The sequence below is a fragment of the Bradyrhizobium liaoningense genome, assembly GCF_018130955.1.
Classification (GTDB): domain Bacteria; phylum Pseudomonadota; class Alphaproteobacteria; order Rhizobiales; family Xanthobacteraceae; genus Bradyrhizobium; species Bradyrhizobium liaoningense_C.
This window is the reverse complement of the sequence record NZ_JAFCJM010000078.1, coordinates 1-21,643: the sequence shown is the minus strand read 5'-3', so window position 1 is coordinate 21,643 and position 21,643 is coordinate 1. Positions and strand designations below refer to the sequence as shown.

Below are 21,643 nucleotides of genomic sequence, written 5' to 3'. Positions count from 1 at the left end.
CGGCAACGCGCTTCATCACAACCAACTCATGGTGTAATCGTAGCCATTGTCCTCATAGGCAAGCGCCTGACTGATGCTGTCGACCTGATCATCGTGACGGCCCTGCGGGAAGGTCAATAACTCCATCTCGAGCTCGGCCAGGAAGGGCGCGTTCCTTGGAAACCACACGCATCCGGCGGCAAATTTGGCCTGCTGGACGTAGAGGCGGCCGATCTTATCGTGTTCAATCTTGATAGGTTTGACGCAGCAATCGGTTTTATTGTCGAGCTCCTGGGCCAGCGCAATTCCGGTGGAGGCGTCTTCGACCAGGATCTCGTGCGGCTTGAAGCGCCTGGCGAGCTCGAGCGCGGTGTCGCGGAGGACGGGATACTCGAACCGGTCGCGAACAAGATCCAGCAGGTAATAATTGCCGTCCACGACCAGCCACGTCGTACACACCGACCAGTCATTTTGCGCGCCATTCTTGGCAGCGGTATCCCAGCTCTGGATGATCCTGCTGCCAGCCTCAAGCGGCGGCGCTATGTCGTAATACCGTAACCATTTGCGCTTGATCATGGCGCCGCCGGCCGGCACCGGAGCCTGCTGATATTGCGCGGCGAACACGTCGGGCCCGAGTGTCTGCTGCAGCTTGCGCAACGTCTCAATCGATTCATGGGTCGGATGCAGCGCCTCACCTGCCTTCCTGAAATGAAATTGATCGGGACCGATGGGGACCGCGGCGTCGGTCTCGGCGATCGCGGGCAGGCTGAGCACCTCCCACTCATCGGATGAACTGGCCAAAAAGCCGGACAGATCGTCCAGATGAACACGCTGCATCACCAGGATCACCGCGCTGGTCTGCTTGTTGTCCAGCCGCGATATCAACGTATTGGTCACCCACTGGTTGGTGCTATTTCTACGTGCCTCCGATTGCGCATCGATCGGCTTCTGCGGATCATCAATGATGATGAGGTCGCCCCCCAATCCGGTCAGCGTTCCCGACACCGAGGTCGCCTTGCGGAATCCGCGCTTCGTCGTCATGACCTCGCCTTCGGTGCTGCGCGCGATGCGCATGCTTGGAAAAGCGCGCTGGTAAAACTGGGTGTGCGCAATAGATCGAAAGTCACTTGCATGCTTGGCGGAGAGGTCATCAGCATAACTGATGGCGAGGATGCGACGCCAGGGTTCGTGGCCGAGCAGGAAGAGCGGAAACGCCACCGACACCGTGATGGATTTGAGGTAGCGCGGCGGCATGTTGATGATCAAGCGGGTGATCTCGCCGCGGCGAATGCGCTCGAGCTGGTACGCGATCGCCTGGATATGCCAGTTCGGCAAGAACTTGGTACCGGGATTGAGGTGGAGAAAGCAGCGATAGACAAAGCTGCCGAAGTCATTGCGTAGAATGGCGTCAAAGAGTACGCGGTCGTGGTTGGTCATTCCGATTCTCCTCGCTTGTTGAATTTCTTTTCCAGTTGCTGGACGTAAGATTCCAAGACCTTGCGATCATCCATATCGAGGACGTCGTCGGCCGGCCGCTCGGATGATGCGCTGAGTTGCTGTCGTCGGTTGAGAAGGAAGGCCGCCGCTTTGAGATTGCTCTTCAGCGCATCTTCAGCGCATTTCAGGAAGATGGCTTCCAGAAAGCTGATTTTCCGAACTCGACCGCCCTCGCGGATGTCCATTTTCCGGTTGAAAAGTTCGTCGAGAATGGTCGCCTCGTTCTTCGAACCTTTGGGCCGACCGCGCTTGTTGCCGGATTGGCCTGGCTTGAACTGGTGCTCGGGGGGTGGGCGGCCATAGCCGACGTCGGTTCGTTTTCCGCGTCCGCCGGCCCGCCCGCTTTGCCTGCGGCGGCTCATGTGCTGCGCTCCGCTGACGTGGTAGCGCGCTCGGCCGCGACCTCGTCGAAGGTCTGTCCGGTCGCGACGAGGATCGCATCGCGCTTGGTGACGTCGTGCCAACGGCGCAGCGCGGCATCGACGTAGAGCGGGTCGATCTCGAGGCCATAGGCGCGGCGGCCGACGCGTTCGGCCGCCAGCAGGGTGGTGCCGGACCCCAGGAAGGGGTCAACCACGAGATCGCCGCGCCGCGTGCAGTCTTTGATCGCATCCGCGATCAAGGCCACCGGTTTGACGGTGGGATGCACCGTGAGATCATCGAGGCGATCTTTGCGGAAGGTGTTGACACCGGCACAGGTCCAGACATTGGAGCGGTTGCGGCCGTGGCGACCAAGCTCGACGTTGTTGAGGTGCGGCGCATCGCCGTTCTTGTAGAGGAAGATCAGCTCGTGCTGGGAGCGGTAGAAGCTGCCTTGGCCGGCGTTGGTTTTGTTCCAGACCACCAGATTCTGCAGCGGACCGAAGACCTGTTGCCCGGCATGGTGCATCTCGCCGAGGTGCCGCCAGTCCATGAACTGATAATGCATGGAGCCATCGTGGGAGAATTGGACGGCCAGTCGCATCCATGTCGTGAGAAAACTGACGAACTCGGCTGGTGACTTTTCACCGGAGGCAACCGAAAACTCGCGGTGCCTGATCTTGCCGCGGCCGAGCGTCGTAGCGATGCGGAGGTTGTAGGGTGGGTCGGCGAATACCATGGCCGCCCGATCGCGCCCCATGAGCGCTGCCCAATCCGCTTGATCACAGGCATCGCCACACAGCACGCGATGTTGACCGAGCTGCCACAGGTCTCCTCTGCGGCTGATAGGGTGCTCGGCAATGACGCAGGGGGCGTCCGCCGAATCCTGGTCCAAATCGCCGAAATCGGTCATCAGGCCATCGATCTCGGCCGGCTCAAACCCCGTGATGTCGAGGCTGAGGTTACACTCGGGGAGGAGAGAAGCGAGTTCACCAAGTTCTTCGGTGAGCAGCTTGCGATCCCAGCCTGCGTTCGCTGGAATCTTGTTGTCGGCGAGAGCCAGTGCGCGCTTTTCGGCGTCGTTCAGGCCGCCCATCACCTGGACGGGGACCTCCTTTAATCCAAGCTGCCGGGCCGCCTCCCAGCGGGCGTGCCCGCAGATGATCTGCAACCCTTCATCCGCTAGAATGGGATAGGTCCACCCATAGCGGAGGATCGAGTTTGCGACTTGTTTGATTTGCTTCTTGGAGTGAGTTCGCGCGTTCCTGGTTGCTCGCCTGAGATCTCTGATTGGCAGAAGTCGTATTTCCGGCTGATCGACTGCAAACAGGCGAGAGCTTGCCTTTAAAACCTCCAGATCAGTTTCGATTGGACGTTCAACTTGCGTAATTTGCTTTCGAGAATGGATGAGCACGGCATGTTTGTGGGGCCGTGGTTTGCGAGCGGTCTTGGTCTGACCGAGCACCATGTTGCTGCTCCTTGTTATTGAAGGAGCAGCTCATATGCATCAGAACGGCGGCGTTAGGTAAATCCAGATAAAAGTGTAAAGGAATCAGTCAGTTAGATTTCCGCCATTTAGGAGTCCTGAAGCCGAGACGGAGGAGGCCCATGCGAAGCGTCTCAATCGAAATTTTGCTCGGGAACGGCACATAGCGCGGCGCCAAATCGCCGGACTTGAAGTAGCAAATTGCGCTGAATCGCTGTTGGCCCGTTTCATTGAGCTGTTGAAGGCGCTGATTGACCAGGTGAATGGCTTCCTTGAGCGGGGGAATGAGCGAAATCAGATACGCATACTCGAGCATCGACCGATTGTATCGGTCTTCACCAAGCGCTTCGAACAGCAGATCTACCGCAAGCTCTTCGAGGGGCATTCGTTGCGGTATGTTCGACACTCGTTTCGACATATTGGGCACTCCGTGGCTAGAACATCTGGCGTGAAGACACACCTTCGTCATTTGCGGGATAATGCTGCCCTGGCCTGGCGCATTAGCCGCCGGATCGCCCCCAGGGAATACAGCGCCAAGTCTGATACGACGCCGACTTAACATGATAGTCCGTAACTCTACGGTCGTGTCGATACGGGTAGGATCGCTCACGCCTATGCCGCGAAAGGGTCGTCCCGATCTCGCCCAACAGGAACGCCAGCGGCTCTTCGATTACCGGGGGCGTTGCCCCGCGTGGTGCGGCGCTCTCGGGACCACGTTAGTTTCCCGCCGTAGCTCACGCCGATCCGTGTCGAGAACGAAATCCTCAAATAAATACCGCAAACTATCTTTCCTTGCGTGCAGCGCGGACGGCTCTGGGACAGTTGCAGCGCAAGGATAAGCCGTCGTGGTGGTTCCGAGGGAAGCGGCCTTGGACTTGCGTCCGGCTGCGGCAGATGTTCGCTATTGGACCAAATGCGAAGTGCCGCGCTGTCCGCTCCACCGCCGCTATCGGGGGAATAGCGGAAGTAACGTGCCGGCAAAAATGGGCGCGATTGACCCATAATCGTTCATCGGGTCGAGGGCAAAACCGAAGAAATTGAACCTTCGGCGCACTATCTCGACCTACGTTTTAGGATTATAGCCCGTGCCCGATTCAGTGTGTGCCATTGTCTCGAATTGAGATTGCGCTGACTCTTATCTGATTTGTTTGTTCGCAGATGAAGAGCCGTGCTCCGGGAAAGTGGAAGTGCAATCCCGTCGTATCGGCGGGAGGATGGCATGCAGACGATGACGATCCCGCGCCGCTTTCGTGGTCCGCCGAATTCGGGGAACGGCGGCTACGTCTGCGGGGTGCTGGCGCGTCAAATTGCCGGCGCCGCGGAAGTAACCTTGCGCGCCCCTCCGCCCCTGGAGACCGAGCTGGATCTCGTCGAGGTCGGGACGGGGCTATGGGAGCTACGCCAGGGCACGGCGACAATAGCAGTCGGCCGGGCCGTCACGCTTGACCTGAGCCGGCTTGAGAGGGCGACCTACGCTGAGGCGGTGGAGGCCGAGAAGCGTACTCCAGTCAAGCCGCGCGAACATCTGCTGCCGATGTGCTTCGTTTGCGGGCCTGACCGGGCGCCGGGCGACGGCCTGCGGCTTTTCGCCGGACCATTGGCCCGACAACACGGCAGCTGGGCCTTTGCTGTACCGTGGACGCCCGACGCGTCTCTCGCCGCCGCTGATGGCCTGGTTGCACCTGAGTTCGTGTGGTCCGCGCTGGATTGTCCGACCGGCTACGTATCCCAATACGACCCCGAAACCGGCAACTTCAACCTTTTGCCGATCTTGCTCGGGCGCCTTTCGGTGCGCATCGACGGGCGACCGCGTCCGGGCGAGCGATGCGTGGTGACGTCCTGGAAAATTGGCAGCGAAGGCCGGCGTCTCATCGCCGAGGCGGCGCTGTTTGGTGAAGAGGAGAACCTGCTCGCAGTCGGCCGTGCCATCTGGATTGTCGTCGATCGGCAGGTTCAGCTCGGAAAGACATAGAGAGCTGCGGCCGTCGGAAGGCTGGACCACGGAATGCGGAGGAACACATGCGCGCGATACTCTGCAATGGTTTCCACGGGATCAGGGCGTTGAGCATCGGTGCGGCACCTGAACCTCGGCCGGGGTCTGATGAGGTTTTGATCGACGTCCATGCGGTCTGCGTCAGCTTCGCGGATTACTTGATGATTTGCGGTGGCTATCAGAAGCGGCCAACTCTCCCTTACGTACCGGGAATGGATGCCGCGGGGGTTGTCGTCGCCTGCGGCGAAAACGTTCAGCTCAGCGCTAAAGCGCGCAGAATGACCATTAACGGTCGAATGCGGCCGGCGCGAAATCTTCGTGCGCCGTTGCAGCCGAATGGACGCCTCAGCGCGACCGTCGCTACTGTCTGTCCCTTCCACTCTGACGTGACCGTCTGCATAGGTAATCATGCCGCCGAGAGCATGCTTTTGAGCGCGCCAAGAGGATCATCAAGAGCGGTGGCACGAATTGGAAAATGGAGTTTGGACGACAACTCAGCGAATCTGCAGTTGGCCACGATTAAGAGTGCGGCGGCGTTGCATCCAATCGGATCTGCAGCCGGTGGTAAGTCATTTCGCGCTGTGGTTGGAGTTTTCGAGACAGAACAGCGCTCCTAAGTTGTCCGACGACGGCTCTGACCGTCGAGCTAGGGAACGATGCCACGGCAGGCCCACGCGACGTTTGCAAAGGACCTCGGGCCATCGGGCCGGCCGGCCTCGTAGGCATCGCGCACGGCGGCGTCGGTGCGCGCTCGCTCCGCAGCGCCGAGCGCTGCCACATATTTGCCGAGCGGCCCTTCGCCAGCGGCAATCGGTCCCCAATAGTCGGCAAAGCTTTGGTAGTCCATGCGGATCATCAGCTCCATTTCCGCAATATCCACGAGACCCTGTTTGGCAAAAGTCCGTCTCAGTTCGCCGGGCTGCATCATCGGTTGAAAGCAATAGCGGCTGCGCAGCTGGCGCCCGCTTTCATTGAGTGCCGCCACCGTGTCGACCATCATGCGCATGCCGGGCATGCCGCCGAGATGATCCCACACCGCTGCCGCGACCACACCGCCCGACCGAACGACGCGACGCATCTCGGCTACTGCCTTGCCGGCTTCGGGAACGAAGTGGAGCACGAGAAGCGCCAAAGCGCGGTCGAACGTGCCGTCCTCGAAAGGCAGGGCGCAGGCATCCGCCTGTCGGACTTTGATTTGCGGGTTCGTGTTGCGCCGGATCACCTCCTCAACAAAGACCGGTGAATAGTCGACCGCGGCAATCTCGGCGAGGTCGGCGGCTTTGGCGAGCGTGAAGGTCAAGCTCCCGGTGCCGCAGCCGACGTCGAGAATCTTTTCGCCGTCGGCGACCCCTGTGAAGTCGATGAATAGCCGCGCCAGTCGCTGGCTCCAGCGGCCCATGAGCTGCTCATAGCCCGCAGCGTTGTGGACGTTGAATTCCGAGGTCATCGAAGTCTCCGTGCGCTCGCCAAGTTTGCTACCAAGCCGCTAAAGCAATCGCGTTGCAATCGCGGCGAGCGCGCCGTGCGGCTGCTCCATGATGCGTATGAGAAGATCTGTCACGGCGCGCTCCGTTTGACGGCTACCATGCCTCATCGAGGCCGAGATGCTCGAACACCTCGCGACGAAGCTCAACGAAGTGCGGATCGCCCCGGTGGCGAGGATAGGGCTGGCTGTTGATGACTTCGGCCTTGATCCGTGCAGGTCGGTCGCTCAGCACGATGACGCGGCCGGCGAGCAGGAGAGCCTCCTCGACATCGTGCGTGACCAGCAGCGCCGTGAAGCTCGAGCGCTGCCAAAGTGCTACAAGTTCCGCCTGCATCGCGATGCGAGTCAGCGAGTCGAGCTGGCCCAAAGGTTCATCTAGAATGAGCAGCTTCGGGTCGTTGACAAGCGCACGCGCCAGAGCCGCGCGTTGCGCCATGCCGCCGGAAAGCTGGTGCGGATAGGCATTGGCGAAGCCCGTGAGCCCCACCAGGCGCAACGCGTCTTCAATACGTCCCCGATGGGTGCGCAGCAAGCCGCGTGCTTCCAGACCAAGCGCAACGTTGCTCCACACCGTGCGCCATGGATAAAGCGTGGGATCTTGAAAAACGACGACGCGCGATGGGTCGGGTGCTTCGATCTCCCTTCCCTCCGTCAGCAGGGAGCCGGCTGTCGGAGTGTCGAGCCCCGCGACCAGCCGCAGCAAGGTCGATTTTCCGCACCCACTCGGGCCCAAGAGAGCGACGAACTCGCCACGGCCGACCTGCAGGCTAATGCGGTCCAGTACCGGCAGGGGCTGCCCTTCGAAATTGAAGCGATGGCTCACTTCGCGGAGCGTTAGCGTCGATCCACGGACCGCGTGATCGCTTGCGACCGCCGCTACCATCGCACTAGACCTTTCTGCCAGGATAGCAGGCGGTCACGCAAGCGGAACAGCAGCGTGATCAGCCCAGAGCACAAGAGCGCCATGACCAGCAGCGCGGCGTACATATTGGCATAGGCCGCCCAACCCTGCGCCCATTGCAGATACCAGCCGAGCCCCGCCTTCACGCCCAGCATTTCGGCTACGACAAGAACCGCAAACGAGTTGCCGAGTCCCATGAACAGGCCGACAAAGACATGCGGCATTGCCGCCGGAATGGCAACCTTGAGCACGAGGAAGCGCTGGGTTGCGCCCAAGGTCCGCGCAATATCGTAATAGGCGCTCTTCACGCAGGCGACGCCCGACCAGGTGAGCACGGTGACCGGAAACCCAGTGGCGAGCGCAATCAGGAAAATGCTGGCGCTGAAGCTCGACGGGAAAACGAAAAATGCCAGCGGCAGCCAAGCCGTCGCGGGCAGTGGCCCGATGAACCGCAAGACTGGGTGAATCCAATACCCGGCGAGCCGCGACCAACCGATCGCCACGCCGGTCACGAACCCCACCGCCGCACCGATAAAATAACCGCTCGCGAGCAGACGAGCTGAGGCGAAGATGCCTTCAGCCAGGCGCCCCCAATCGTCGATTGCGACTTCGAGGATGGCTTGCGGCGGCGGAAAGAAAGGTAACGGCAGCAATCCGCGCTTCGCCGTGACGGCCTCCCAGGCAGCAAAAAACAGCGCGAGCGCAAACAGCCACGGGGAAAGCCGCTGGAGACGCTGAAAAGCAACAAAACGACCGCCGGCAAAGGTTGCCAAGGCAAGGGCAACGGCCAATACGGCGCAGGCGATGGCGAAGCTGCCCGTGTAGGTCCAATCGCTTTCGGGCTTATCCGGCCAGAACGCAGTGAGCGCGGCAACCACAAGCCATGCGGCGGCCACAGACAGTCCGCCGATCAACGATCGAGTCGTTGAGCTTTCAAGTGAGCCGAAACCCGATCTCTCTGATGGCCTCGGCACTTCATCGATGACCGAGCTCACTGCGGATCTTCCCAATCGGCTCAGCTTAGAACGTCAAGATAAATCCGCTCGGCGAACTTGGCCGGGTCAGTGCTTCGCTTCATGACGTTCACTGCCTTGAGTTCGTCGGTGTAGAGTAGAAGCTGCTTCTTGAGCGTCGCCCCGACCGGGTGATTGTGGTGAGTATGGCTGCGATACATGGTGGCGAGATCCTCTACGGATCCTCTCCCGCCGTAGCCCGAATAGATTGCTGCGGCATCGGCGGGATCGCTGGCAACTAGGTCTGCCCCCTCCAGTATCGATCGAGTCAGAGCGGCCGCCACCGGCATTTCGCTTCGGGTGAGGCCGCCACGTATCGCGAGAACGCAGCAGGTGCGGTCGGCGAATTCACCCGTCAAGTTCGTCGCGATCTCGTTGAGTTTGCCTTCCTTGAGCCAGAGGTAGGGCAGCGGATCTATCTCGGCCAGCGCCTGCACTTCGCCCTTGTCGACGGCAAGCGCGAGCAGATTGGCCGGGTACTGGCGCCACTCTACCTCTTGGGCCGGATCGATGCCCTTTTTGGCGAGGTAGATCGAGAAGAAGTTCTTCGCTGGGCTCGACTGATCGCTAATTCCGATAGCCTTGCCGCGCAGGGATTCCAGGCTGTCAATATTCGCAGCCTTGGAGCCGAGGAGCCGGATGCAGCCGCCGTGCACACCCGCGGTGATCCGAACGTCGAAACCTTGCTCCAGCGGTTTGAGCCAGCGCAGGGCCAATCCCAAACCGGCATCCGCCTTGCCAGTTGCAATCGCCTCCAACAACTGGTCAGTCGAACCGCCGAAATTGACGAATTCGACATCGAGGTTGTGCTTGGCGAAGATACCCCGCTCCTTTGCGACTGCCGCAGCGACGGTGCACGCCGCGTTCGCATTCCAGGCGAGTTTGAGTTGGCGGGGTGGGCCCTGCAGCTCTTCACTGCTCGCTGCGGCGCGGCAAATAAGAGGCTCGCCGGGAATATAAGACAGCGATCCAGCCCCGGATGCCGTCAGCGCGCGAGCCGCTCCAAACATTCCAAACGGCGCCGTGGCGCCGAGGGTGCAAACCAACGTCAACACCGAGCGGCGGGAGAAGGCGCCCCGCTTCGCTTCGGACAGACCTTTCGTCAAGCTGTTGCCAATTTCGCGCTTTTCCATGTGTCGCTCCCAAACTCGCGTGTGAATGGAATAGAACCGGGTTGCGCTTTGCGGGGCCTTTGCTCGCCTATCTCTTTGGGCAATCATCCTTTGGGCAATCATCCGAGCCCGTCTGCTACACAAGTGTGAAGCGGTTCACATTAACGCAAAAAATTGGAAGGAGATAGCTGCGCGGCGATTAAGGCTCTTGTCAATCGTATTGACCTACTCACGGCAGCCTCCGTCGCATTTAATCGCGATCGGCGGGGGTAGATGATCGATATTTCGGTCGTGCGCACGCACCAGCATGGAGCCTGCGTTGCGCGAATTCAGCGACGCGGTCTAACTTCTAACGCTAAGTCAGCATGATCTGGGATAGTCGGCTGGTCGCAGCAGAACGGAAACTACTGGTTAGGCTTTGCGCTTTTGATCTATGTCGGCTTCCCGCTTCGCTTGCTTGATCGCGGGAATGCCAATTGAGCCGGGGCATCCTTACAAGGAGGTCGCATGATTACCGCCGTTGTACGATACAAACTGCCGCCGCAGATCGACCACGCCGCGTGTCGCGAGCACTTTCATAAGATCGCACCCAACTTCCGCGAGGTGACGGGGCTGATCAGCAAGCACTTCATCTGGTCCGAAAGCGGCTGGGCGGGCGGCGTGTACCAGTGGGAGCGTATTGAGGACGCCAAGGCGTTCTACACCGGGCCGTGGCTCGAGGGCATCATCCAGCGCTACGGCATGAAGCCGCAGATCGACTTATACGAGGTTTTTGCCGTGACAGACAACACGCGCGGCAAGGTTGAGCTGTTCAAGGAGACCGTTGCCTCCAAATGACCCCAAGCAGATCTAGTGTCCTGAACCAGAAGTTCGCAACATCGCTCCGTGTTTTGCCGGGGCATTGTAACGGCAGAAGCGCTCGATGGAAGCAAGGATGTCATCGGCGGATTTGGTCCATCTGAACGGTTTGGGATCGGCGTTGTGTCGTTCGATGAACGAGGCGATGTCCGCCCTGAGGGCGGCTACGCTGCGATAGACGCCGCGCCTGATCTTCTTATCGGTGAGGAGCGCGAAGAAGCGCTCGACTTGGTTGAGCCAAGACGAACTTGTCGGGGTCAGGTGCACGTGCCAACGCGGCCTTTTGGCCAACCATCTCCGGATCATTGGGGTCTTGTGCGTGACGTAATTGTCCATGACGAGATGAACGTCGAGTTCGCGCGGTACGGCAGCTTCGATCTCGTCCAGGAACTTGCGGAACTCGGCGGTGCGGTGGCGCCCGTAGCACTTTCCAATGACCCGTCCGGTCGCAATATCGAGGGCGGCGAACAGCGATGTGGTGCCATGCCTTTTGTAGTCATGGCTCCTTCGGGCCGCCTGGCCGGGACGCATCGGCAACATCGGCTGGCTGCGGTCCAGCGCCTGGATTTGGGATTTCTCATCCACACACAGAACGATGGCGTGCTCCGGCGGTGAGACGTAGAGGCCCACCACATCGCGCACTTTGGCCACAAAGTTCGGATCGGTCGAGAGCTTGAACGTCTCCATCCGGTGCGGCTGGAGCCCGAAGGCCCGCCAGATGCGTTGTACCGTCGACACCGATAGGCCGCTGGTCCTCGCCATGTCGCGGGAGCTCCAATGAGTGGCGTTCTCAGGGCAACTCTCCAACGTCCTCACGATCACGGCTTCGATGCGGGCGTCGTCAATCGTGCGCGGCGCGCCGGAACGCGGCTCGTCGTGCAGCCCGGCCACACGTTGCTCCATAAAACGCCGCCGCCACTTGCCTACGGTCTGCCGGTCCAGCCCGAGCTTGGCCGCCACTTCCGTGTTCTGGCCACCTTCCGCACAGGTCAGCACGATCCGGGCTCGCAGAGCCAGCGCCTGCGCCGTCTTCCGCCGCATCGTCAGCGACGTCAGTTCGGCTCGCTCACCATCGCTCAATATCAGGGGGGCAAGTTGCTGGACCATTGGAGACTCCGTCGCCGTTTGCCTCCATCCTTGGCACAGCGACGCGAATCTACTGCGAATCTATGATTGCGAACTTGTGACTCGGGACACTAGGTCATCTGCTGCGCTAGCGCGTATAGGTGACGGCGTGGCTGGCCAACTGCAAGAATGTCGAGATTGACCCCAAGGCGACATCGGTTGCCTGCGCGACGAAGTTCGGCCGGAACTCACAAGAACCTCTCAGTGGCCCCGATGTTACGGACGAGCAGACACCGGCCTTAAATGGCGTAGCGACGCGGATGACTCCATCCGGACGACCTCGAAGGCCGCTTCCGCGCCGACGCACTCCCGTGATCCGCTATGCCAAGATCCATGGCGCCCGGCATCGGCCCTGGCTCACTGCGATGTTGGCGTGGCGACCCACCAGGGTCGCTGCCATCGCGCTCGCCAACAAACTCGCCAGGATGGCATGGGCGATGATGGCCAGGAACGAGCGCTACCAGGAACCCGCCGCTCTCACGGCGTAAACGAGATTACAGCCGGACACGCCGGTGTGACGTAACGGTTGGGAGGACGAACAGCACGTAATGCAGTGCCGGTCGATTCGGCGATCAGGACAACCCACTTGGGCCATGGCGTCTTTGAATGCGTGCTTTTGACCGGGACCTGATCCGCGGAGGGCATTATGGCCAGCGGTCATCTGAACCGCGCAAACAGGCCGAACAGATGGCTGCTCCGACCAATGCTGCGACGTGAAGATTCTTCTTGCCGACCTGGAGCCGTCCACACATGGCGCCATCGCGCTTGTTAGCGCAGCGCACTGATACGTCTGGAGTTGGCGATAGACCGGAAGTGACCGGACAACGGTCAAAACGGCGTTTTTGACCCAAAGCCGAACTGCCGCCACGCGCTGCATTTGCGACGCAGCATGCCGTGAAGTGAGTGCGACGACCATTGAGAGGTGATACTCTGCGCCCGCCGTCCTCAAGGTGCGGTGAGGATCGAATGAAACGGCGCGAGTTCATAGCGGTTACTGCGGCGCTGCTCGTTTGCCCACAGCGCTCGCAAGCACAAGGGAAAACTCGCCGCATCGGATTGCTTGGCGCTTTCGAGAATTTGCCAATCGGCAAAGTGTGGCTCGAGGGCCTGCGCGATCACGGCTGGGTCGAGGGGACGAATCTTATAGTTGACCACCGATATTTTGAGAGCCATCCCGAGCGCGCACCCGCTCTTGCGGCTGAACTCATCGCGCTCAAGCCCGATCTGCTCTTTGCCGGCAACCACCTGGCGGCCGCAGCCCTGAAATCGTCAACTGCCACCATTCCGATCGTATTCGCGGCTGTGGCCGATCCCGTGGGGCTCGGCCTTGTGCAAAGCCTTTCGCACCCAGGCGGCAACATTACCGGCTTCACCGACCAGGTAGCTGGAGGTTGGATCGCAAAACGAATAGAAGTCCTCAAGGAGCTGGTTCCGAGCGCCTCGAAAATTGCGCTCCTGATCAACCCCAGCGATCCACTACACAGGCTGCGGCTAACCGACGAGGTGCCCCGCGCCGCACAGTCTCTTGGCGTGACTCTGCTGACGGTTGAGGCAACGACGGCTGACGAACTTGATACCGCCTTTGCATCGGCCACTGCCCAGCACGCCGATGCAATCATGGTTTTTGGCAGTCCTCTGACCTTTCAGCACGCCCCGCGAGTTGTCGCACTCGCAGCGAAGCATCATCTGCCCGCGAATTATCCTGCCCGAGCATTCGCCAATGGCGGATTGATCGTATACGGCCCCGATCTTGCCGATGTGTTCCGCCGTGCCGGCGGCTACGTGGACAAGATCCTCAAAGGCGCCAAGCCCTCCGATCTGCCGGTAGAGCAGCCAACCAAATTCGAGCTAGTGATCAACATGAAGACGGCCAAAGCGCTCGGTCTGACCGTACCACCTGCGTTGCTCGCTCGCGCCGACGAGGTGATCGAATAGAGGGCTGTTTTGCTGCCGTGCATGGGTCCGGTTGTGGGCCGAAGCGACGGCTTGGGGATGCCTGCTATTCCGCCGCTGTCAGGGGTTAAGCGGACATCTGGGAACGGGCCAAACACGACGCGATTGATTGCAGACATCATGCTTCCGGCACCCCTGCGATACGCATGCCCTGAGCAACGCGGTGGCGATTGGCGAGGTAGGTTGCATTATCACTCGATGCGCCCTCGCTGAAGCGACGTATGGTAAAGCTTGGATTGAGTGCAAGTCCTGCCTTTGCTGCGGCTCTTGCCTCCAAGCAGCGCTAGTGCAGCTGCAAGCCCAAAATGAGCTAAAGGATAATTTCGATTGGCTTCGATACTGCGGAGAAACCAGTCGAGCGCTTCGCGGTCCGCATTAAGCTGCAACTTGGCGAAGCCGGTCACCATCAACCAGCTGTAGGCGAAGTTATCGCGAGGAGAGAGGCGAATTGCTTCATTCATATGGGCGACAGTCTCTGCCCCACGTCCTAGAAAATATTTGGCGAGACCTATTTGTGCATGCGCTGTACTCAGATTGCGATCCAATGCCAACGCTCGCTCGCACTCAGCAATTCCTTGAGCTGCGCGGTTTGTAGAAATATAGACTCCGCCCAAGATCGAGTGGGCCCCCGCATGGTCAGGAGCGAGTGAGAGCGCTTTGACCACATTTGTCTCGGCGGCCGAAAGGCGCGCGGTTCGGTCGTCCGTTAATAGTGACATCCCCATTGTCAGTTCGACGAGTGCAATGCCGACCAATGCTCCGATACTTTGGTGATCGATGGCCAAGGAACGATTGAAGAAGTCGCTCGCCTGTGTCAGGTGCTCGGGGGCGTTCCCCTGCAAAAGCAGGCCCTACCTTGAAAGATCAGGTCCAGTGTATCTGGATGTAGCGAGCGCTCCGCTCGTCGTGCCTCTGCTACATTGAGTTGGTCGCGTAGCGCATGGGCGAGCCTGGACACGATTTCGTCCTGCATGTCAAACAGATCGGCAACTGGTTTGTCGAAGCGCTCGGCCCACAGGTGATTGCCGGTTTCGGCATCGACAAGCTGCACGTTTACCCGAAGCCGGTTGCCACTTCGCTGTACAGTGCCTTCGAGCACGTAGCGGATGTTCAACTCCCGTCCGACCTGCCGTACATCGATGGCTTTACCCTTGTATGAAAACGCGCTGTTACGCGCGATGACGAACGAGCCGCTGATGCGCGATAGGTCCGTCGTCAGGTTGTCGGTCACGCCATCCACGAAGTAATCTTGCTCCGGATCGCCGCTGAGATTGGCGAAAGGCAGCACCACGATGGAAAGACGAGGCGGCGAAAACGGCTTTTGCGCCATGTCGTCGTTCTGCGCCGCCGAGCTAACCGGCGCAATTGCGGGCTTCTGCACTTCCTGAACTGCGCCAACGAAGCGGAAGCCTTTGCGTGGCAATGTCTTGATTAGGTGCTGCTTCTCGCCCGTATCGGCAATTGCGCTGCGAGCGGCATTTAGGCGGGTCGTCAGCGCGGCATCTGAGACAATACGTCCGTTCCAAACGGCGCCGATGAGCTCGTCTTTGCTGACGACGCGCTCCCTATGCCGGATCAAATAATCGAGTAGATCGAAGACCTGCGGCGTTGTCGGGACCACGTGAGCCCCCCGCCGTAGCTCACGCCGGTCGGTGTCGAGAGCGAAATCCTCGAAGAAGTAGTGCAAGCTACCGTTCCTTGCGTTCCGCGCCGATGGCTCTAGTGCCAGTTGCAGCGCAAAATAGGCTGTGAGTGGTTCCGAGGGAAGTCCGGTGTTGGGCCCCTAGCGGAAGTGTGGCGCGGCGGCCTCGACGTCTGGATTCGAGGGTAGAACGAACGCTGAGCGGAGAGGTCAGGTTTTCCGGTTCTGATCCAACTCGGACTTCCCGAGTTGACGCACGTTCATTGCTGCCGCGCCACGGGCTCGGAAAATTCCACTGGAGCCAATCGGGGCTCTCCTGCGATTACCGCTCACAGGTGCGCAACAAAGTGCTAAACTGCTTCCGTCACACCCGGCGTGGTTAGTCTGGCGGTTTAGAGGGTGCCGTGACCGAGCAGCGGGTTCAAAGGCGACTAGCTGCAATCTTGGCTGCTGACGTGGTCGGTTACTCTGCGCTGATGCAACGCGCTGAGGAAGCTACCTATGCCGAGTTCGAGCGGATCAAGCGAGAATTGATCGGGCCGAGCCTCTGCCGCCACGAAGGGCGCCTTATCAAGACAACGGGTGATGGCGCGCTCGCCGAGTTCGCCAGTCCCTTGGCCGCCATGAGATGCGCAGTTGAGATGCAGGATCATCTCGCCTCGGGAGGTAGTCCTCTAAGGTTACGAGTCGGGCTAAACCTTGGTGACGTTATCGTTGGGCAGGACGGAGAACTTTATGGCGACGGGATCAACATTGCTGTCCGGCTGGAGGGGGCCGCCGATCCAGGGGGCATCCTGATTTCCGAAAAGGTGTATAGCGAGGTCGAAGGTAAGCTGGACGTTGGCTTCGAGGACCGGGGCGAACAACAGCTCAAGAACATCTTCAAACCGGTCCGCGCGTATGCGGTATGCGCCGGAGCGCATAGCGCGCCATTCGAGAGATTAAGTGCGGTTCCTCCACTCCCGGACAAGCCTTCCATCGCGGTGCTGCCGTTCGAGAATATGAGCGGCGATCCTGAGCAGGAATACTTCGCGGACGGAATGGTTGAGGAGATCATTACCGCGCTCTCCCGCTTTAAATGGATGTTCGTGATCGCTCGGAATTCGAGCTTTACGTTCAAAGGCAAAGCCGTTGACATCAAGGAAGTCGGACGCAAGCTTGGCGTGCGCTATGTCCTTGAGGGTTCTGTACGCAAGGCGGCGGGCAAAATTCGCATCTCAGGCCAGTTGATTGATGCCGTGACGGGCTCGCATATTTGGGCGGACCGGTTCGAGCGTGACCTGACGGACATTTTTGCTCTCCAGGACGAAGTAACGGTCGCTGTTGTCTCAGCTATTCAGCCGAAGTTGCTTCAAACAGAAATTGCAATGGCGGCGCGGCGGCGACCGGAGAACCTCACCGCCTATGATTTTTATCTCCGCGCTCTGCAGCAGTCTTACCTAACGACCCGCGAAGGTGTGGCCGAGACGATCAGGCTGGCCCATCGCGCTTTGGAGCTGGACCCTCGGTTCGGCTTGGTCGCCGCACTGGCAGGTGCCTGTCACATGCAAAACGCCCTTTGGGGCTATGCGAGCGATCGTCAATTCGAGGCCGAGGAAGCAGTTAGGCTTGCTCGGTTGGCTTTAAGCATCGACGATGGTGATCCGGACATATTAGCGATGACCAGCGCCATCACTGCGTTCATCGTCGGCGATTGTGAAAGCGAGATCGAATTGGTTAATCGGGCGGTTGCGCTCAACCCAAATTCGTTTCTGGCATGGCACTGCAGAGGCCAGGTCTATAGAACTGCGGGGCTGTGGGAGGAGGCGCTCCGAAGCCTTGAACGTGCCATTCGCATGAGCCCGGTCGACCCTCGGCTTCACAACACGTTTGCTCTGATGGGGTTGGCCTTTATCGAGCTCGGTCGCTTTGACGAGGCCATCGTGGCAGGGAAGAAAGCTCAGCGCCACAACCCCTCCCTTCCGGTAGCTTACCGTTGTCTCGCGTCCGCTTTCGCCCATCTCGGACGCGATGCTGAGGCGCGTGAGGCGGCGATGCGTGTGCTTGAGCTTGATCCCGCCTTTACAATATCTCCGTTGATCGCCTGGGGCGGACTGGCAAGGGCGAAGCTGTTCATTGAGGGCCTTCGGAAAGCGGGGTTGCCCGAATGAGCCCGCGTGCACCCGCGCCGACAAGGTGATCGAATAGGACGTAATTGCTGCGTTGCATGAGTCCGGAAGTGGCCCATCGGCGACGTGAAGATGCGCTCCATTGAGGTCCGCTTAACGATGCAGAGCGGATTGGATTTGCTCAAGTTGGGTTCTTCGCATTTTGACCCCGATCCGATATGCAACTGCGAAAGCATGGTTGCGCCGCGAGTAAAGAGAACGCGCTACAATCTGCCGATGCGACCTGAGACAAATTTCCCTGCTTTTTCAAACAACATCCTATTCACGCTCACCTCTTCCACCGTGTTGACGAGAAGAGTTCCCAATGCGAAGCTAAAATGAAACTTTCGGACCGTCTCGCCACAGGGTGAGCGTTTCGCAGAGGAGTGCCTCCGTCCATTCGACACAACGGTGAAGCGGTAACGCAGTGACCGGGGAGTGGAATATGGCAATCATCAATATCAAGCAGATCGCCAAATCAGGCCTCGACGAGGATGCAATTACAACCTCGACGCAGGGAGAGCATATTCTCAATTTTGGTAATCTGACGACGGCCGGCGATCTGGGGGACGGGATCGTTGCCATTGCAAGTAACGTGTCGATCTCCAACTTCGCGCAGATCGAAACCAGCGGCCTCGGCGCTATGGGAATCTTTGTTGAGGGCTCCGGCGCGCGCATCGACAATTTCGGCTCTATACACACCTCGGGCAATGACGAGCCGACCGTAACATCGGATGCCATCAACGTATTCGGCAACGCGTTCCGTATCTCTAACTTTGGCAGCATCCGCGTCGATGGCGATTTTGCGTCGGCAATAGTCGGCATTGGTGACAACAGCTCGATCCTGAACGCGGGCGATGTGGAGAGCGCCAGCATCGAGTCGATCGTAATTGGAATCCTCGGCAACGCGGGCCAACTCGTAAACCGTGGTGCAATAGACGTGGGCGGCACGGACAACGCAGCCTTGCTGACCAGAGGAACTGACGCATCCATTATCAATTGGGGACGCGTGAGCCTGGCCGGTGATTTCAATCAAGGCATTACTCTGCAGGGAGAAGATTCCGAGGCGCACAATCACGGTTCTATCGTCGTGAACGCACAGAACGGTTTTGGAATAGCTGCAGGCGGTGTAGGGCATTTCATCGATAACGATGGCACGATAGCCGTGCGCGGAAGCGGTTCAATCGCGATGAGCGCTACAGGCGGTCCGTTTACCCCTGAAGGAGCTGACCTTCAGATCGTCAATGTCGGTCAGATTTCGGTCGATGGCACGTCGTCATTTGGCGTCGCGCTTGGGCTGGGGTTGCCGAATTTCCTTGGAGCCGCGCTAACGGCCACGGGCGGTCAGATTCACAACAGTGGCTCGATCGCGACGCTGGGCGATGGATCTGCCGCCATCGTCTTGATTGGCAACGGTAATGAACTGATCAATAGTGGAAAAGTTACGGCCAATGGCGGAGGCGCAGACAGTGATCTGCTTGGGTTAGTCCGAGCGTCGGGCGTGCTCGTATCCGGTGACGAGGTGTCGATTGCGAACGAGCGCAGTGGCACGATCACGAGCAATCATGCTGGCTCTGCGGCGATAGAATTGAATATGATTGTTCGTGATGGCGTAGATAATGCCGAACTATCATCGCTTGTCGAGAATCGGGGCCTGATCAAAGGCGTGGACGTTGCAATTAGTGGAGGAGATGGGAGTGAGACCGTCATCAATCATGGTCTGATCGTTGGAGATGTTGTTCTTGGAGGTGGATCAGACACGTTCGTTTTCGGCAGCGCGGGCAGCCTTTTTGGTAACCTCTTCCTCGGTGACGGCGATGATCTCGTTCGCGTCGAAAACGGATCTGGAACGACGCAAATTGCGGATTTTGCCACCGGTACGGGAAGTCACCACGACCTGATTGACGTTTCCCAATTCTTCTCAAATTTTGCTACTTTGGCGGCACATAGCCGCCAAAGCGGCAACAGCGTAGTCATTTCCCTTGATCACAACGATGAGCTCGTACTCGCTAATGTACAGCTTAGCGCGTTGCATTCCTTCGATTTCCTCTTTGCATGATCGCGCACTGATCAGAAACTGGCTGATTTCAGAGAAAGCGCCGCGCAATACTCTCAAGTCAGTCGGCCGTAAATTGCCAGGCGTACTATTACGCGAGATGCTCTCCGACCTGGGGCCTTAGGGAACGGTTAGATGCGGCGGCGCGACTTCATCTATTTTCTTGTTGGTAGCATGATGGCGTGGCCGCGCGCCTCGCGTGCGCAAAAGTCGGGAGCGCCATCGCGTATTGGTATTATTTGGATCGCGCCCCAGTCGGTGGTCGCACCTTTTCACGAGGCGTTTCGCCAAAGGTTACGCGATCTGGGTTACGTCGAGGGCGAGACGATCGCAATCGAAGCGCGCTATGCTGAGGGGAAAGTCGAACTCGCGCCCGCCATTGTGGAAGACCTGGTGAGCCTCAAGGTCGATGTTATCGTAGCGCCGTCAACGGCAATAGTGCGGCACCTCAAGCAAGCAACCACATCGATCCCCATCGTGATGGCAAACGTATCAGATCCTGTAGGATTCGGTTTCGTCCAAAGCCTTCAACGGCCCGGCGGGAACATTACGGGCTTTTCCAATCTAATGGTCGAGCAAGTAGGCAAGAACGTCGAGTTGTTTAGGGAGGTAATTCCTGGCCTGACCCGACTTGCCGTACTCGTGAACCCGGCAGCGCCCGATGCGAAGCTCGTATTGAAGGAAGTTCAGGCAGCGGCTTCAAGTTTGGGCTTCACCGTCGTTCCTGTGGAGGCGCGCCGGCCTAGCGACCTCGAAGGCGCTGTCGCGCAGGCAAGCGAACAACGGGCCGATGGGCTCTTGGTTTCAACCATCGAAGGAATGTTTTTCGCGAACCGTCTCCAAATTATCGCAGCGGCCGGCAAACATCGATTGCCAGCGGTCTTTGCGGCACCGCCATTCGGGCTCGCCAGCGCTGGTGCGCTGTTGGCCTATGGCGCAAACACACCGGCGATGCTCAGGGACGCCGCCGGTTACGTTGACAAGATACTGAAGGGCTCAAAGCCTGCTAATCTTCCGGTCCAGCAACCGACTAAGTTCGAGCTTGGTGTCAACCTTAACACCGCAAAGGCGCTTGGCCTGAACATTCCCCAATCGATCCTTGTCCGTGCTGACGAAGTAATCGAATAAGCACTTTTAGGGTGTCAGCAGTCAAGGCCAGACCGGACACAGCTGAGACGCGGCTAAGTCGACGCGAATGACCCGGAACGGACATTGCCGCTGGCCAGAGAACCCTTTGTGCGTTAGTTTTTGTGTGTGTTGCCTTACAAGCAATTGAGCGAATGTACCTCACTTGGCGAAGAGCAAGGGATAGGGAATGTCGCAAAATCACAACTCATTAATCGGCACTTGGAAACTAAAAGCCATACAATTTGAACCTGCTGACACCGGCGAGCGCATTGATATGTTTGGCCCAAATCCGTCGGGTTATTTGATCCATACCGACGAGGGACGGATGATAGCGATCCTGATGCGCTCGGATCGAGTGCCACCGAAGGAGGACGCCGACGGGGCAGCGCTTTTTAAGAGCATGATGGCCTATACCGGCAACTGTAGGACCGAAGGCGAAGACAAGTACATCTGTAATGTCGATTTCGCCTGGCATCCCTCTTGGAACGGCACCGAGCAAAATCGGTTTTTCAAGCTCGATGGCGACACTCTTTCGATCACGACCGGCCAGCAGACCCACCCTATGTTTCCAGGTCGGACGGGACGGGGCATCATCACTTGGACAAGGGCCTGATCTCCGTTTGGATCGATGCGCGGCGGTGGGAAGATCGGTGGGCAGGCGCACCGTTGGCCCACTTGTCCGATTAAGCAGCAGTCTCTGATTGGCCCATTGCGTCAGTTGGCGCATTGCAGCGAGATATCCGGAGTCGGGGGTACACCGGAAGCCACCGGCTCCGGGCCAAACCGACGCTTTTGACCCACAACGGACGTCGCCTCTAGCCCAAAGGTTGGTAAGCACCCGGTGAGGGCCGCCTTCCTAGATCATGTTCGAACGTGAGATGCTTTGCTGATTAATTTGCCAGCAAAT

The 21,643-nt window shown here is 59.1% G+C and carries 17 protein-coding genes and 1 pseudogene; 8 read left to right on the top strand and 10 right to left on the bottom strand.

Translation table 11 applies throughout. The annotated features are described in order from the left end of the window. Positions 1 to 15: 15 nt before the first annotated feature. The 4 genes from terL to JQ632_RS34925 form a co-directional block, all read right to left on the bottom strand. Positions 16 to 1,416 carry a phage terminase large subunit gene (gene terL / locus JQ632_RS34940; protein ID WP_212407273.1) on the bottom strand — a complete coding sequence of 467 codons (1,401 nt, stop codon included), beginning with the start codon at positions 1,414 to 1,416 and terminating at the stop codon, positions 16 to 18. Further along, entirely contained in the window at positions 1,413 to 1,838 is a 426-nt protein-coding gene (locus JQ632_RS34935) for a DUF5681 domain-containing protein (protein WP_212407272.1), read from the bottom strand. Before JQ632_RS34935 ends, terL begins: the two co-directional genes overlap by 4 nt. Then, positions 1,835 to 3,304 (bottom strand): DNA methyltransferase, encoded by a 1,470-nt coding sequence (locus JQ632_RS34930; protein ID WP_212407271.1) that lies wholly within the window; start codon positions 3,302 to 3,304, stop codon positions 1,835 to 1,837. The genes JQ632_RS34935 and JQ632_RS34930 overlap by 4 nt, the downstream gene beginning before the upstream one ends. 88 nt (positions 3,305 to 3,392) lie before the next feature. Then, positions 3,393 to 3,740 (bottom strand): hypothetical protein, encoded by a 348-nt coding sequence (locus JQ632_RS34925; RefSeq protein WP_212407270.1) that lies wholly within the window; start codon positions 3,738 to 3,740, stop codon positions 3,393 to 3,395. An 801-nt stretch (positions 3,741 to 4,541) separates the two neighbouring features. Here JQ632_RS34925 and JQ632_RS34920 point away from each other — a divergent pair. Next, positions 4,542 to 5,294, top strand: a complete 753-nt coding sequence (locus JQ632_RS34920) for a hypothetical protein (protein ID WP_212407269.1) — start codon at positions 4,542 to 4,544, stop codon at positions 5,292 to 5,294. 47 nt (positions 5,295 to 5,341) lie between these two features. Next, a complete protein-coding gene (locus JQ632_RS34915) occupies positions 5,342 to 5,932 on the top strand; it encodes an alcohol dehydrogenase catalytic domain-containing protein (RefSeq protein ID WP_212407268.1) in 591 nt (196 codons plus the stop codon). 29 nt (positions 5,933 to 5,961) lie between these two features. On the opposite strand, the gene JQ632_RS34910 is transcribed toward JQ632_RS34915, so the two are convergent. The 4 genes from JQ632_RS34910 to JQ632_RS34895 all read right to left on the bottom strand — a co-directional run bounded on the left by JQ632_RS34910 (position 5,962) and on the right by JQ632_RS34895 (position 9,848). Further along, entirely contained in the window at positions 5,962 to 6,762 is an 801-nt protein-coding gene (locus tag JQ632_RS34910; RefSeq protein ID WP_212407267.1) for a class I SAM-dependent methyltransferase, read from the bottom strand. Between the two features lie 133 nt (positions 6,763 to 6,895). Continuing rightward, positions 6,896 to 7,684, bottom strand: coding sequence for an ABC transporter ATP-binding protein (locus JQ632_RS34905; RefSeq protein WP_212407266.1), 789 nt, complete (start codon positions 7,682 to 7,684; stop codon positions 6,896 to 6,898). Further along, the gene (locus JQ632_RS34900; RefSeq protein ID WP_409363531.1) at positions 7,678 to 8,616 is read right to left on the bottom strand and encodes an ABC transporter permease; all 939 of its coding nucleotides are present in this window, start codon (positions 8,614 to 8,616) and stop codon (positions 7,678 to 7,680) included. The genes JQ632_RS34905 and JQ632_RS34900 overlap by 7 nt, the downstream gene beginning before the upstream one ends. 101 nt (positions 8,617 to 8,717) lie before the next feature. Then, positions 8,718 to 9,848 carry an ABC transporter substrate-binding protein gene (locus JQ632_RS34895; RefSeq protein WP_249152755.1) on the bottom strand — a complete coding sequence of 377 codons (1,131 nt, stop codon included), beginning with the start codon at positions 9,846 to 9,848 and terminating at the stop codon, positions 8,718 to 8,720. A 486-nt stretch (positions 9,849 to 10,334) separates the two neighbouring features. Between JQ632_RS34895 and JQ632_RS34890 the strand changes: the two genes are divergently transcribed. After that, on the top strand, positions 10,335 to 10,664 hold the full coding sequence (locus JQ632_RS34890) for a hypothetical protein (RefSeq protein ID WP_212407265.1): 330 nt from the start codon (positions 10,335 to 10,337) through the stop codon (positions 10,662 to 10,664). 12 nt (positions 10,665 to 10,676) lie between these two features. Here JQ632_RS34890 and JQ632_RS34885 read toward each other — a convergent pair whose 3' ends face one another. Further along, on the bottom strand, positions 10,677 to 11,792 hold the full coding sequence (locus JQ632_RS34885; RefSeq protein ID WP_212407264.1) for an IS630 family transposase: 1,116 nt from the start codon (positions 11,790 to 11,792) through the stop codon (positions 10,677 to 10,679). Between the two features lie 984 nt (positions 11,793 to 12,776). Between JQ632_RS34885 and JQ632_RS34880 the strand changes: the two genes are divergently transcribed. Continuing rightward, entirely contained in the window at positions 12,777 to 13,745 is a 969-nt protein-coding gene (locus tag JQ632_RS34880; RefSeq protein ID WP_212407263.1) for an ABC transporter substrate-binding protein, read from the top strand. Between the two features lie 136 nt (positions 13,746 to 13,881). Here JQ632_RS34880 and JQ632_RS34875 read toward each other — a convergent pair. After that, a pseudogene (locus JQ632_RS34875) lies at positions 13,882 to 15,450 on the bottom strand (winged helix-turn-helix domain-containing protein). A 359-nt stretch (positions 15,451 to 15,809) separates the two neighbouring features. Here JQ632_RS34875 and JQ632_RS34870 point away from each other — a divergent pair. The 4 genes from JQ632_RS34870 (at position 15,810) to JQ632_RS34855 (ending at position 21,349) form a co-directional block, all read left to right on the top strand. Next, positions 15,810 to 17,555, top strand: coding sequence for an adenylate/guanylate cyclase domain-containing protein (locus tag JQ632_RS34870; protein ID WP_312015697.1), 1,746 nt, complete (start codon positions 15,810 to 15,812; stop codon positions 17,553 to 17,555). Positions 17,556 to 17,997: 442 nt separating this feature from the next. Further along, positions 17,998 to 19,611 carry a hypothetical protein gene (locus tag JQ632_RS34865; protein ID WP_212407262.1) on the top strand — a complete coding sequence of 538 codons (1,614 nt, stop codon included), beginning with the start codon at positions 17,998 to 18,000 and terminating at the stop codon, positions 19,609 to 19,611. Between the two features lie 132 nt (positions 19,612 to 19,743). Beyond that, complete coding sequence (locus JQ632_RS34860) at positions 19,744 to 20,736, top strand: ABC transporter substrate-binding protein (RefSeq protein WP_212407261.1); 993 nt, start codon at positions 19,744 to 19,746, stop codon at positions 20,734 to 20,736. A 187-nt stretch (positions 20,737 to 20,923) separates the two neighbouring features. Further along, positions 20,924 to 21,349 (top strand): lipocalin-like domain-containing protein, encoded by a 426-nt coding sequence (locus JQ632_RS34855; RefSeq protein ID WP_212407260.1) that lies wholly within the window; start codon positions 20,924 to 20,926, stop codon positions 21,347 to 21,349. The last annotated feature ends 294 nt before the right edge of the window (positions 21,350 to 21,643 follow it).

What these genes read in the sequence shown, in the direction of transcription:
- JQ632_RS34890 (WP_212407265.1), top strand. Translation starts at nt 10,335, where the DNA reads ATGATTACCGCCGTTGTACGATACAAACTGCCGCCGCAGATCGACCAC.
- JQ632_RS34915 (WP_212407268.1), top strand. Translation starts at nt 5,342, where the DNA reads ATGCGCGCGATACTCTGCAATGGTTTCCACGGGATCAGGGCGTTGAGC.
- JQ632_RS34880 (WP_212407263.1), top strand. Translation starts at nt 12,777, where the DNA reads ATGAAACGGCGCGAGTTCATAGCGGTTACTGCGGCGCTGCTCGTTTGC.
- JQ632_RS34935 (WP_212407272.1), bottom strand. Translation starts at nt 1,838, where the DNA reads ATGAGCCGCCGCAGGCAAAGCGGGCGGGCCGGCGGACGCGGAAAACGA.
- JQ632_RS34865 (WP_212407262.1), top strand. Translation starts at nt 17,998, where the DNA reads ATGGCAATCATCAATATCAAGCAGATCGCCAAATCAGGCCTCGACGAG.
- JQ632_RS34895 (WP_249152755.1), bottom strand. Translation starts at nt 9,848, where the DNA reads ATGGAAAAGCGCGAAATTGGCAACAGCTTGACGAAAGGTCTGTCCGAA.
- JQ632_RS34925 (WP_212407270.1), bottom strand. Translation starts at nt 3,740, where the DNA reads ATGTCGAAACGAGTGTCGAACATACCGCAACGAATGCCCCTCGAAGAG.
- JQ632_RS34855 (WP_212407260.1), top strand. Translation starts at nt 20,924, where the DNA reads ATGTCGCAAAATCACAACTCATTAATCGGCACTTGGAAACTAAAAGCC.
- JQ632_RS34905 (WP_212407266.1), bottom strand. Translation starts at nt 7,684, where the DNA reads ATGGTAGCGGCGGTCGCAAGCGATCACGCGGTCCGTGGATCGACGCTA.
- JQ632_RS34910 (WP_212407267.1), bottom strand. Translation starts at nt 6,762, where the DNA reads ATGACCTCGGAATTCAACGTCCACAACGCTGCGGGCTATGAGCAGCTC.
- JQ632_RS34920 (WP_212407269.1), top strand. Translation starts at nt 4,542, where the DNA reads ATGCAGACGATGACGATCCCGCGCCGCTTTCGTGGTCCGCCGAATTCG.
- terL (WP_212407273.1), bottom strand. Translation starts at nt 1,416, where the DNA reads ATGACCAACCACGACCGCGTACTCTTTGACGCCATTCTACGCAATGAC.
- JQ632_RS34930 (WP_212407271.1), bottom strand. Translation starts at nt 3,304, where the DNA reads ATGGTGCTCGGTCAGACCAAGACCGCTCGCAAACCACGGCCCCACAAA.
- JQ632_RS34860 (WP_212407261.1), top strand. Translation starts at nt 19,744, where the DNA reads ATGCGGCGGCGCGACTTCATCTATTTTCTTGTTGGTAGCATGATGGCG.
- JQ632_RS34885 (WP_212407264.1), bottom strand. Translation starts at nt 11,792, where the DNA reads ATGGTCCAGCAACTTGCCCCCCTGATATTGAGCGATGGTGAGCGAGCC.